Consider the following 12,300-nt stretch of genomic DNA (forward strand, 5'->3'; position numbering starts at 1 on the left):
CGTACCCGGTACCCTTATGTGCATGCTTATAGTGTTGCCTCCTTCTGAATCTAAGGCCTCAGGTGGCGAAAACGACCCCGTCGATGTCTCTTTTCCCGCGCTCAACCCCGTCCGGGAGGAGATCGCCGACGATCTCGCAGCACTCAGCGTCGACGAGCAACTTCCACTTCTTAAAATCTCCGAAAACCTCCGCGGTGAGGCCGAAGCCAATCTCGCGCTGCGCACCGCACCCGTCATGCCCGCAATTTATCGGTATACGGGTGTCCTCTACGATGCGCTTGATCCAGCATCGCTTCACGACGATCACCTCTCGCGTCTGGCCATCGGCTCCGCATTGTTTGGTGTTGTCCGCGCTTCTGACATGATCCCGAAGTACCGCCTCTCGGGTGGGACCAAGTTGCCGCGTCGCGACGGTACGGTACCCACCTTGAAGGCCAGGTGGGGTTCTTCTATTACTGAGGCGCTCGAGGGCACCGGCGAGTTCCTCGTGGATATGCGCTCTGGTACCTACCAGCAGCTTGGTCGCGTCAAGTCTGCCATGACGGTACGCGTGGAGTCGGTGCAGCCGGATGGTTCGCGCAAGGTGGTCAGCCACTTCAATAAGCATTACAAGGGTGAGCTGGCGAGGGTGCTGGCGTCGTCGTCACGCGATGCAACCGGTATCGAAGGGGTCGCCGATATTGCAGCGACGGCTGGGATGAATGTTGAGGTAACAGCCAACCAGCTGACTCTCGTTGTCTAAGGAAGTAGAAATATGATTAGAGTTGATTGTGCTTTTGGATACGAACTGCCGATAGGGAAACTGACCACGGATTTTCGTGACTCTTCGTTCACCGCGGTCACAGGGCCCAATGGCAGTGGAAAATCAACTCTGCTTTCAACAATCGCTGGCGAACTCTCCCCCGTGTCGGGATCAGTCACTATCAATGGTGTTCCGACTCTGCAACTTGCTGGTGCGCGCCAGATACTGAAACTCTCGGCGCCGGAATTTTACCCTGATTTATCTGTTGGTGAGCATCTCCAACTCCTTCGAACGCCACAGGCCACGATTGACCAGTGGGCCCTCGCTGATTTGCTCACCTTTCCACCGCAATGGCTGTCCAGCGGACAGCAACAGAGGGTTTTTCTAGCTTCGCAATTGGCTACTAGGGCGGAAGCAATCCTTCTCGATGAGCCGGAACGCCATCTCGATGACGAGTGGACTCCCTTTCTCGTGGAGAAGCTGAGGGAGATATCTTCGGATTCGATAGTCATCGTGGCAACCCACTCGCCTACTCTCATTAACGCAGCCGACGAGAACATTTCATTATGAGCACGATCCCGTACGTCGACCAGCTCGGCTACGACTTGCACCCCCTGGCAGCCTTTATTCTTTCGCTCGTAGGGCTAACGCTCGTTGGCGCTGTGGCAGAAGTTTTCTTTCCGTTGAAGTCTTATTCCAGCACTGACTGGTTGTACAAGTACCGGCCGCGCGGAAAAGGTTCCAGTTTCTCCGCTTTTTCACTATTCCAATTATTAGCATTCGCCAGCGCCGGGGCATTTCTTGGTGCTGCAACGGGCTACCCGATCGCAGGTGCTGCCACCGGACTTACGATTCGGTCAATTGGGCTTCTGCGGCGCAACAATCTTCCCAGCTTGCTCAAGGCAGGGCGTCTCACTGCCATCAATTCGAGCCTTTGGGCCATCCCCGACTCGGAGCTGATCGCCAATGCTCTCGCTTCAACTTGGCCTACGTGGAAGCACTGGGCTCCCTCCTCAAATGTGTACGTGTTGGTGCTTCGCAGGCTTTATCGGCGTTCGTACATAGTTTTGCTGATGGTCTCAACAACGCTGATCGGCATCGGTCTTGTGGGTGCGCTGGGATGGATCGCGCAATTAGGGTACATCATTACGTGGTCATTCCTGAGCTCATCTATCGTCCGGCTGTCGAGTTTTGCAGAGTTCCAAGTCTGCGATGCCCCTCGATACTATGCATTGGCCATTCATTCTATTATTGGCTTCGTTGCGCTTTGGATAATGGGAGCAACCAGCTCTTGGGTAGGACTATGTGCCATCATTTCAATTGTTTGCACAGGATTGAGCCGGTCTCAACCGAAGCGGGTTACGCACTTTTCGACGATTGAAACCGGTGTTATCGGCCCGGTGTCTCCTGAAATAGTTGGCTATTACCTGCGCGGACTTGGCCCTATGATCGCGGCGTCAATTGTCATCGTGTTTATCAATTTATCAATCGCGTAGCATGGTGGCATGCGCAATCCCTTCCGACCAACTTTTGGTGCCAGCCCGAAGGTCTGGGCTGGTCGTCAAACGGTTCTCAACGAGTTCGACACTGCCCTCGATTCCGGTCCCGGTCACCCGCACCGTTCGATCGTGATTTCCGGTTCGCGCGGTATTGGTAAGACTGTGTTGCTCACTGAGCTGGAAGAGAAGGCCCGCCAGCGTGGCTGGGTAGTCATTCGTGCTTCGGGGCGCCAAGGTATGTCGGAGATGCTGACCGAGTCGGCGATCCCAGAGGCCATCGAATCCCTGGATCCCACTCCGCAGCGCAAACTGACCGGCTTTAGCGTTACCGGCCTCGGCAGCGTCCGCACTGATCTGACCGAAGAAAAGCCTGTCGCTCCGCGGCTTGGTAATCGACTTCGCGCGCTTTTAGGCAAGCTCCACGGTACCGGGGTGCTAATCACGATCGACGAGATCCAGGACTCCGACCCCACCGATCTCACCGAAATCGCGGTGGCCTACCAAGACCTCGTGCGCGATGATGCCGAAGTGGCTCTGGCTATGGCTGGGCTGACCCAGGGCGTGAACCAGTTGCTCAACCTGCCTGGTGCGACGTTCCTGCGCCGGGCCCGCCACTATGAACTGGGACCTTTAACCATCGAAGACGCCACGGCGACCCTCACCGATACTGCCGCAGCCGCCGGTAAGCCATTCACCCCGGGTGCTGCCGAGTACGCCGGTGAGCTGACGCAGGGCTACCCCTACCTCGTTCAGCTGATTGGCTATCTCGCATGGAACCACGCAGGTAACAAGGAGATTGCGCGGGCGGATGTGTCGTCGATAAGCGAAGAAGCCATTGACACCCTGGGCCGTCAGGTCCACCACCCTTCGCTGCGTGCGGTGCCGCCGCGGCAGCGTGAGTACCTCGATGCTATGGCGCACATTCAGTCGCAGACTGGCAGGTCACGCGTATCGACGACCGACCTCACCACCGCGCTGGAGCGACCCGTGACGGCTCTGTCGGATACCCGCAGCAAGCTTATTGATCGTGACTTAATTGTCCCGGCCGGCTGGGGCGAGGTGGAATTCGCGCAGCCTTATCTCGGCGACTATCTGCGGCGTGAACAGGGCCCGACGCGGGTGAATTAGCCTTCTTTCACGCCGCGCATGACGGTGAACTTCTGGTTGCGCGCTTCCTCCGTCACTCGCTCGAACCGTGCCTCGATCTCTGGCCGGTAGCGCAGATGCGAGTTGTGTACCAGGTAGAGTTGCCCGCCTGGTTTCAGCAAGCGCTTCGCCGCATCGAGGAGGTACTGCACGAGCGTGGCATCGACCGAGGTTCCCTCATGAAAGGGCGGGTTGAGCAGCACAGTATCAAAGTCAGGCTCCAACTGGGCTCCCGCATCATCCCAGGTCACCTCGGCACGCTCGCCAAGTGTGGCACGCGCAGAGTTGACGGCGTCGGCATCGGCATCGGTGGCCACGACGCGCGCGTCCGGGTACGCCTCCAGCACGCGCTTGGCCACCGAACCGTTGCCGCAACCCAAATCAAGGACGGTCCCAGGAGCAGTTCGCTTATCGACGACCACCTGCGCCAGCAGTTGGCCACCGAAATCCTCGCGCGCACCGGAGAACACTCCCCCGACAGCCACTAGACCATCGGCTTGCTTGGGCTCATAAGTGGAGGGTGTGGGCCCCGATGCCACCAGACAGCGGAACTTCCCCTTGCCACGCGAGGCCGAGACATTCTCGAAGGACTCCCCCAGGACCTCATTCATGGAGCGCGAGAGGTGCTTATTGTTCCCGCCAAAGACGAGGGTGACCTCACTGAACCCGGCTGAGGCAACCGAGCGCGCCACATAATCGAGCCTGGCCAACGACTTCGGCATCTGCCCAATCACCACGGCACTGCCCTCCCCTTTCAGCCACTGATCCAGCCGGTTGTCTTCCACCGACTCGGCTCCGCGGGAGAGGGCATCGCGGGACTGCGCAAAGTCCGGCGAAATTGAGATGATGCGGGAGGCGGTGAGGTGCTCGTCGATAAGCGAACGCTCTGGGTCGTCGTCGATGATGACCGTGTCGGCGCGCGGCGCGACCTCGAGGATGAGTGCATCAAGCGTGCGCAAGACCAGCTACCTTTCCAATGACATACACGGCTGGGTTGGTGATGTTGTTCGTCTCCATCGTATCGGCGAGGGTGGCTGCGGTGGCGGAGAGGGCGCGCTGCTGCGGGGTTTCGCCGTTTTCAATGACCTTGGCTGGTGTCTGCGGGTCGAGGCCGGCGGCCACGAGCGCGTCGAGGATCGCGCGGGCATTGCGCACTCCCATGATCACCACGATGGTGCCGCCGACCTGCGCGAGCGCCTCCCAGTTGATCAGCGAACCAGGATGGCCTGGAGCCAGATGCCCGGAAACCAGCGTGAAGGAATGGGTCACCCCTCGATGCGTGACCGGTACCTCGGCGGCGGCCGGCACCGACACGGCACTGGTCACACCGGGGACGACCTCGCAGGCGATCCCCGCGGCCAGACACTCCTGGTACTCCTCGAAACCGCGACCAAACACATACGGGTCGCCGCCCTTGAGCCGCACCACGTGCTTGCCAGCTTGCGCATGCTCGATGATCAGGGCGTTCGTCTTCTCCTGCGCCACCTGCCTACCATAGGGCAGCTTGGACACATCGATGACCTGTTTGCCGGTGAGGTCAAGGAAGTCGGAGAGCTGATTGGTCGGGCCGAGATGGTCCGTCAGGATCACATCCGCATTCTCCAGGGCGCGCAGGCCGCGCACGGTGATCAGGTCCCAGGCGCCCGGACCACCGCCGACTAGGGTGACTCGTCCATTATTCATAGTGTCTCAGTCTAGGCTGGGGGCATGTCCCAACCACGACTTACCCACGCTTTCGCCGACGCGCTGCCGGAGTTTGCGGTGGAGACCACCGCGGCAGAGTTCCCGGATCGCACACTTATCGTGCTTAACGACGATTTATCCCGCGAACTCGGGCTTGACACGGATTGGCTGCGCAGCCCCGAGGGCGTGGCGTGGCTGACAGGTGCTGGTGGGGGGCATGCGACGGCGTACGTGGGCCACCAATTCAGCCAGTTCGCTGGGCTATTGGGTGATGGGCGGGCGTTGCTGCTCGGTGATCTGGCTGGCTATGAAATCCAGGTGAAGGGCTCCGGTCGGACTGCCTTTTCGCGCGGGATGTCCGATGGCAAGGGTGCTCTGGGCCCGATGCTTCGCGAGTACCTGGTCAGCGAGTTCATGCATGCGGCAGGCATCCCGACCACGCGGGCGCTTGCTGTTGTTGCTACCGGTGAGCAGTTGATCCGCGACGGCAGGCCAGCCCAAGGTGCCGTGGTGGTCCGGGTTGCTCGAAGCCATCTGCGTGTGGGTACTGTCCAGCTGGCGGCGACTCAGTCGGAGGACTTGGTGCGGCGTGTGGTGGAGTTCGCCGGTTTTGCCTCGGCTGCCAAGCTTTTGGACACGGTGATCACACGGCAGCTGAATCTGGTGGCGCAGTGGATGCGCATCGGCTTCGTGCACGGTGTGATGAACACCGATAATGTCACCCTCTCGGGTGAAACCATCGACTATGGCCCGTGCGCCTTTACAGAGGACTTCGACCCGAAGGCCGTGTTTTCTTCGATTGATTCCGGTGGGCGCTACGCCTTCGGCAATCAACCCAACATCATGTCCTGGAACCTGACCAAACTTGCGGAGGCTCTGGTTCCAGTGCTTGATATCGACGAGGCCCAGGCCATCCTTGGCACAATGCAAAAGCGGTGGGACGAGCTGGACACCTCGCGCCGCAATGATCTGGTGTTTATTCCCCGCAACCGGATGCTGGACAGCGCAATTAAGAATGCCGAGCGCGGGGACTTCGGGCCTTACTTCCTCCTCCTTGGCGCAGTGACAGACCCTTCTAACCCGAAAGCTGGGCCAGCGTGGCTGGCCCAGCCCGAAGATCCCGAGCCGTTTGTGACCTACTGCGGAACCTAGGAACTAGAACTCGTCGATAATTAGCTTCTTCATCTGCATCATCTTCTCGTAGGCACCTGGGCGCGCCATCAACTCACCCATATTTTCGGGCACGATCTGCCAAGACACACCCCACTGATCCTTGAGCCAGCCGCAGACCTCAGACTCGGGTACTGCGGAGAGTGCGTTCCAATACTTGTCAATCTCGGCCTGGTCCTTGCAATTGACCATCAGGGAAACACCCTCGGTGAAGGTGAAGGGTTGATCCACTGCTGAATCCATCGCGGAAAACCACTGTCCGCCGAGCTTGAAATCGGAAAAGACGATCTCGGCACCATTCGGTGCGTCCTGGCCTATGTCCAGGTAACTCACGCGGTTGCCCGGGGAGCTGTTTTCAATGGTGGCAATGTAGCGGTCGGTGGCTTCCTCGGTGCAGTTCTGGGCTGGGCCGCAGAACATCAGCTGGGGGACCACGAAGGGACGAGTGGCACCTTGAGGGTTGGTCAGCATCAGCTGCCAGTTCACGCCATACTTATCTTCCACCCAACCGTAGAGCTTGGAGTGCGGGTACTCGCTGAGCTCCATGAGCTCCTGGCCACCCTCGGTGAGCTTCTCCCAGGTCTCGCGGAGATGAGCTTCGGCGTCTGGGTCGTTAGCAGGGTCGAAGTTGAGAAAGAAGTTGATGGCGGCATTTGGCCGGAACTCGTCGCCGGCGTTGATCAGGATCATCCGGAAGCCGTCGATGGAGATCTCATTGGTCAGGGTTTTGCCCGCCAAGTCGAGCTGGAAGTCAGCCAGACCTTCTGTTGGGTAGGCAACGTTTTCTTCAAGGGTGGTGTGGGGAATGGACTGTACATAGAACTCCGCGGCCTCGTCAGCGGTGCCCGTGTACCAGAGGTTAGGAATGATCTTTTGCATAATAAAAACGCTACACCCCGCACTCTGGGCATGCCAGAGTGCGGGGTGGGCTAATCGTCGTGAAGCGAAAAAGCTTTAACGATCCAGCTTGAGCATCTTCTGGGTGTAATCCCACTGCTCTTGGTAGGCAGCCTCGTCGTTAGCGAGGGACTTGCCGTAGGTTGGGATCATCTCGAGGAGCTTTGGAGCCCACTCGACCATGCGCTCGCCGAAGCAACGCTCGAGCAGCTCGATCATCGCAGCCGGTGCGATGGAAGCGCCTGGGGAAGCACCGAGCAGACCCGCGATGGAACCCTCCTGGTCGTTGATCAGGGCGGTACCAAACTCGAGGGAACCGAACCGAGGAGCGTCAGCAGGCTTGATCACCTGAACGCGCTGGCCTGCAACGATGGTCTCCCAGTCCTTGCCCTCAGCGGATGGAACATATTCCTTCAGGGTTTCGATCTTCGCGTCGAAGTCCTTGAGAACCTCCTCGACAAGGTACTTGACCAGGCCGAAGTTGGTTGCTGCAACACCCAGGTAGGAAGGAATGTTGTCCAGGCGGATGGACTTGAACAGGTCCAGGTAAGAACCCTGCTTCAGGAACTTTGGAGTCCAACCACCGTATGGGCCGAAGAGGAGACCCTTCTCGCCGTCGATGATGCGGGTATCCAGGTGAGGCACGGACATTGGAGGAGCGCCGACCTTAGCCTTGCCGTAGACCTTTGCGGCGTGCGCCTCAATGAGCTCTGGGTTGGTGGAACGCAGCCACATACCGGAAATTGGGAAGCCAGCGTAACCGCGAACCTCAGGAACGCCTGCCTTACGCAGCAGGTCCAGAGCGTAGCCACCAGCGCCGACGAAGACGAAACGTGCCTTGGTGACCTTCTTGTCGCCGGTGTGAACGTTCTTGACGGTCACACGCCAGGTCGAGCCTTCCTTCTTCAGGCCGATGACCTCATGGCCGTAGCGGATTTCGGTGCCTGCAGCCTCTGCTGCGGTGAGGAACTGACGGGTCAGAGCGCCGAAGTTGATGTCGGTGCCCTTGTTGGTCCAAGAGATGGAGACTGGCTCTGCCTCGAAATCGCGGCCCTTCGCCATGACTGGAAGCTTCTCTGCGAAGACGTCCTTGTCAGCGGAGTACTGCATTTCTGGGAACAGGTGGTTCTTGCTCAAAATATCGTAGCGACGACGCAGGTAATCGTTCTGCTGCTCGCCCTGAGCGAAGGAAACGTGAGGAACCGGGTTGATGAACTCCTCCGGGTTGGTCAGGATGCCGTTGCCGAGCTGGTTTGCCCAGAACTGACGGGATACCTGGAACTTCTCGTTGATGCTGACTGCCTTGGTAACATCGATCTTGCCGTTCTTCTCCGGCGTGTAGTTCAGCTCGCAGAGTGCGGAGTGGCCGGTACCTGCGTTGTTCCATGGCGACGACGATTCCAGAGCTGGTCCGTCGAGGCGCTCGTAGATTGCTTGGGTCCAGCTTGGCTCGAGCTCGCGGAGCATTGCACCCAGAGTTGCGCTCATTACACCAGCACCGACGAGGAGGACGTCTACCTCGTCATGTGCAGTTCCAGTCGTATTGTCGTTGGACACCTGTATAAACCTCTTCGTCGTTGAACGTCGTTGTGCACCGGGCTTTGGGCAACAAAAAATCTCACCCGCGACACCGGTTGAGTGGATATCCATAGATGATACGCGCCTAAAACACGGGGGTGATAATAGAGGTGGCTGCTTTCGCGGATTGTGGTCTTCTTCTCCCCTTCTGGGGGTACACACCGGGTACACTCCAGGCTCTAGTCACGTGAGCCTTCAATTGCAACTGTCCTAGAATAGCGCCATGACTCAAAACGACGGTCTAATTGGCACTCTTTCGTGGCAACCAGACGAGCTTGGCTCCGAGTACGAACGCGCAGACTTAGACTTCGGCCCGGACCCAGAGGGTGAAGGCAAGGCAATTGCGACTCTTGTGCGTCGGCTTCCCGACGATCCCACTGGCAAGCCTGCCCTGCTGTGGGTCCACGGTATGACGGATTACTTCTTCCAGACCCACGTTGCGGAGTACTTCACTGCCCTGGGGTACCCGTTCTACGCCCTGGATTTACGCAAGTGTGGTCGCGCCCGCCAGGAGGGCCAGCGGTGGCATTTCACCAACGATCTGACGCATTATTTCCCAGAGCTCTCCCGCGCCACGGAGATCATTACCAGTGTCCATCCTTCGGTGATACCCATCTGCCATTCCACCGGCGGGTTGATCGTTCCGCTCTGGGCGGATCACCTGCGCCGGAAGAATCCGCAGCTGCACCGCAAGCTTGGTGGCATTATTCTGGACAGCCCGTGGCTGGATATGCAGTACCCGCAGTGGTTCGTGTCCGTGATCACGCCGATTGTGAAGGTCGTGGGCAAGCGCAGACCTAATATTAAGGTGCCCGGCGGCAATCTTGGCTCCTATGGGCAGTCGATTCATAAAAGTAAATACGGTGAGTGGGACTTTGACCTAGTGAAGAAGCCTGTCGGCGGGCACCCGAAGTATATGGGGTGGTTACGCACCGTGATGGGTAATCAGAAGCGGATACATCGCGGTGAGATCGATACCGGTGTACCGGTTCTGACGCTGTGTTCCTCGCATTCCTACCTCAGCAAGCCCTACTCCCCGGCTTCGAATACGGCTGATACTGTCCTCGACGTCGACCAAATTCAGCGTTGGTCGCCCAGGCTTTCCGACGATGTCCACGTCCGCAAGATCGAAGGCGCGCGACACGATGTCTTCCTCTCGCTGCCTGATGCCCGCAAGAAGGCCTTTTCGGTCACCGCCGAGTGGCTTGCGCAGCGCTGATCGAGAGCGGGGAATCAATCCCGCCCCCGAATGGTTGGACCATTATGGACATATCAACATTTCAACTCAAGGAGTACAAGTAACGTGACTGCAGTCGATGCCCACTTCGATTACATCATCATTGGCGCCGGATCGGGCAACTCGCTCCCAATCCCGGAGTTCGATGACAAAACGATCGCAATCGTGGAAAAGGGGCTGTTCGGCGGCACCTGCATGAACGTCGGTTGTATTCCGACGAAGATGTACGTCGTGGCAGCAGATCGCGCGCACCAGGCCAGCGATTCGTCGAAACTTGGGCTCGACACACAGTTCAATGGTGCTGATTGGAAGTCAATAGTGCAGCGCGTCTTCGTCAATCGCATCGATTTGATCGCGGAGGGCGGAGAGGCTTATCGACGAGGCCCTGAAACCCCGAACATCACCGTCTACGACCAGCACGCCACATTCATCGCGCCGAAAACGCTCAAGACTGGCCAGGGCGCGGAGGAAAAGATCATTTCGGCGGACACGATCATCGTTGCTGCGGGTTCCCGGCCAATTATCCCAAGTGGTATCGCGAATTCGGGTGTCACGTATCACACCAACGAGACGATCATGCGTCTCGACGAGCAACCGAAAACACTGACCATCGTCGGCGGTGGCTTCATCGCCGCCGAATTCGCGCATGTCTTCCAATCGCTGGGCACGAAGGTGACCTGGGTCAACCGCTCCCCACTGCTACGCAACCTCGACGAGGAACTGAGTTCGCGCTACAACGAGATGGCCAAGGAGCGCTTCGATACGCGCCTCGAACGCACTATTATCACCGCCCGAGAAGATGCCAACGGGGTCACGCTCGTTCTTGACGACGATTCCGAGGTCACCTCCGAAGCCGTATTGGTAGCCACCGGGCGCCAACCCAACGGCGATCAAATGAACCCGGAAGCAGCCGGCATTGAGCTACGCGAGGATGGCCGCATTAAAGTGGACGACTTCGGCCGTACCACCGCCGAGGGCGTGTGGGCCTTGGGCGATGTCTCGTCTCCGTACCAGCTCAAGCACGTGGCCAACGCCGAGACCAAGGCGGTACGCCACAACATCTTGCACCCAGACGATATGGTAGCTATGCCACACAAGCATGTGCCTTCGGCAATTTTCACCAACCCACAGATTGCTACTGTTGGTCTGACCGAGCAGGAAGCCAAAGACCAGGGTTACAACACCACCGTCAAGGTGCAGAACTATGGCGATGTTGCCTACGGTTGGGCATTGGAGGACACCACGAGCATTGTCAAGCTGGTGGCCGATAAGGACACCGGCAAGCTCCTTGGTGCGCACTACATGGGCCCACAGGCTTCAACGCTGATCCAGCAGATGATTACGGTGATGGCTTTTGATCTGGATGTGCGCGAGGTGGCCATGAATCAGTACTGGATCCACCCCGCTTTACCTGAGGTAACAGAGAATGCGCTTCTGGGGCTCGACTTCGAGTTCCCAGATGTGATCCGAAACTAAACAATATCCTCATCAGGAATGGTGAGAATCTCATTTCCATCCTCGGTGATGACAATGGTGTGCTCGAACTGGGCGGTGAACTTGCCGTCGTTGTTCTGCACGGTCCAATTGTCATCCCAGATGGTGTAGGGCAGCTCGCCGAGGTTGATCATCGGCTCGATGGTCAACGTCATGCCGGGCTCAAGGACATCGGTGTACGCATCGGAGTCATAGTGCAAAACCACAAGGCCGTTGTGGAAGGTTGGGCCGACGCCGTGGCCGGTAAAATCGGTGACCACGTTGTAGCCGAAGCGCTTCGCGTAGGACTCGATGACACGGCCAATCACATTGATCTGGCGGCCCGGCTTGGCCACCTTAATCCCACGCATGGTCGCTTCCTTGGTGCGCTCAACCAGTAGGCGGTGCTCCTCGGAGACGTTGCCGGCAAGGAAGGTCGCGTTGGTGTCGCCGTGGACGCCATTCTTGTATGCGGTGACATCAATATTGACGATGTCACCGTCCTGGATCACCGTGGTATCGGGGATACCGTGGCAAACAATCTCGTTGAGCGAGATGCAAGAAGACTTGGTGTACCCGCGGTAGCCCAGCGTGGATGGGTAGGCGCCGTGGGAGATCATGTACTCGTGTGCAATGGCATCGATCTCGTCGGTGGTCTTGCCCGGTGCAACCGCCGCACCCGCAAGCGCTAGTGCATTCGCGGCAATCTTGGAGGCCTCACGCATGGCTTCGATGACCTCTGGGGTCTGTACGAAAGGCTCACCGACGTTTTCTTGGACTTCCGACTTCCACGCATATTCAGGGCATTTGATGGAATCGGGCACCTTCCGGATCGGGGTGGGTTTACCTGGGGTTAGCATTGCACGTTCACTCAT

The 12,300-nt window shown here is 58.4% G+C and carries 12 protein-coding genes; 7 read left to right on the forward strand and 5 right to left on the reverse strand.

The window, feature by feature from the left end; all coding sequences use genetic code 11:
- Positions 1-22: 22 nt before the first annotated feature.
- Genes yaaA through ACXZ66_RS08785 form a run of 4 tightly spaced genes read left to right on the forward strand, consistent with a single transcriptional unit; the run spans position 23 to position 3,369 of the window.
- Entirely contained in the window at positions 23-742 is a 720-nt protein-coding gene (yaaA, locus tag ACXZ66_RS08770; protein WP_458748169.1) for a peroxide stress protein YaaA, read from the forward strand.
- Between the two features lie 12 nt (positions 743-754).
- Positions 755-1,312 carry an ABC transporter ATP-binding protein gene (locus tag ACXZ66_RS08775; RefSeq protein ID WP_458748171.1) on the forward strand — a complete coding sequence of 186 codons (558 nt, stop codon included), beginning with the start codon at positions 755-757 and terminating at the stop codon, positions 1,310-1,312.
- Positions 1,309-2,238 (forward strand): hypothetical protein, encoded by a 930-nt coding sequence (locus tag ACXZ66_RS08780; RefSeq protein WP_458748173.1) that lies wholly within the window; start codon positions 1,309-1,311, stop codon positions 2,236-2,238. The genes ACXZ66_RS08775 and ACXZ66_RS08780 overlap by 4 nt, the downstream gene beginning before the upstream one ends.
- Before the next feature lie 9 nt (positions 2,239-2,247).
- A complete protein-coding gene (locus tag ACXZ66_RS08785) occupies positions 2,248-3,369 on the forward strand; it encodes an ATP-binding protein (protein ID WP_458748174.1) in 1,122 nt (373 codons plus the stop codon).
- Here ACXZ66_RS08785 and ACXZ66_RS08790 read toward each other — a convergent pair.
- Together ACXZ66_RS08790 and cobA are read right to left on the reverse strand one after the other, a co-directional pair.
- Entirely contained in the window at positions 3,366-4,346 is a 981-nt protein-coding gene (locus tag ACXZ66_RS08790) for a class I SAM-dependent methyltransferase (RefSeq protein WP_458748175.1), read from the reverse strand. The genes ACXZ66_RS08785 and ACXZ66_RS08790 overlap by 4 nt on opposite strands.
- Entirely contained in the window at positions 4,333-5,070 is a 738-nt protein-coding gene (cobA, locus tag ACXZ66_RS08795; protein WP_458748176.1) for a uroporphyrinogen-III C-methyltransferase, read from the reverse strand. Before cobA ends, ACXZ66_RS08790 begins: the two co-directional genes overlap by 14 nt.
- A 24-nt stretch (positions 5,071-5,094) precedes the next feature.
- Between cobA and ACXZ66_RS08800 the strand changes: the two genes are divergently transcribed.
- On the forward strand, positions 5,095-6,222 hold the full coding sequence (locus ACXZ66_RS08800; protein ID WP_458748178.1) for a protein adenylyltransferase SelO family protein: 1,128 nt from the start codon (positions 5,095-5,097) through the stop codon (positions 6,220-6,222).
- Positions 6,223-6,225: 3 nt separating this feature from the next.
- On the opposite strand, the gene ACXZ66_RS08805 is transcribed toward ACXZ66_RS08800, so the two are convergent.
- Together ACXZ66_RS08805 and mqo are read right to left on the reverse strand one after the other, a co-directional pair.
- A complete protein-coding gene (locus ACXZ66_RS08805; protein ID WP_458748179.1) occupies positions 6,226-7,119 on the reverse strand; it encodes a VOC family protein in 894 nt (297 codons plus the stop codon).
- A 75-nt stretch (positions 7,120-7,194) separates the two neighbouring features.
- Positions 7,195-8,694, reverse strand: a complete 1,500-nt coding sequence (mqo, locus tag ACXZ66_RS08810) for a malate dehydrogenase (quinone) (RefSeq protein ID WP_458748181.1) — start codon at positions 8,692-8,694, stop codon at positions 7,195-7,197.
- A 244-nt stretch (positions 8,695-8,938) separates the two neighbouring features.
- Here mqo and ACXZ66_RS08815 point away from each other — a divergent pair, with 244 nt between their 5' ends.
- Both ACXZ66_RS08815 and mtr read left to right on the forward strand, forming a co-directional pair.
- Positions 8,939-9,934, forward strand: a complete 996-nt coding sequence (locus ACXZ66_RS08815) for an alpha/beta hydrolase (protein WP_458748183.1) — start codon at positions 8,939-8,941, stop codon at positions 9,932-9,934.
- An 84-nt stretch (positions 9,935-10,018) separates the two neighbouring features.
- Entirely contained in the window at positions 10,019-11,428 is a 1,410-nt protein-coding gene (gene mtr / locus ACXZ66_RS08820) for a mycothione reductase (protein ID WP_458748185.1), read from the forward strand.
- On the opposite strand, the gene map is transcribed toward mtr, so the two are convergent.
- Positions 11,425-12,300: a type I methionyl aminopeptidase gene (gene map / locus ACXZ66_RS08825; protein ID WP_458748186.1), complete on the reverse strand. Its 876-nt coding sequence runs from the start codon at positions 12,298-12,300 to the stop codon at positions 11,425-11,427. The two genes, mtr and map, sit on opposite strands and share 4 nt — an antisense overlap.

The sequence above is a fragment of the Corynebacterium sp. S7 genome, assembly GCF_054401105.1.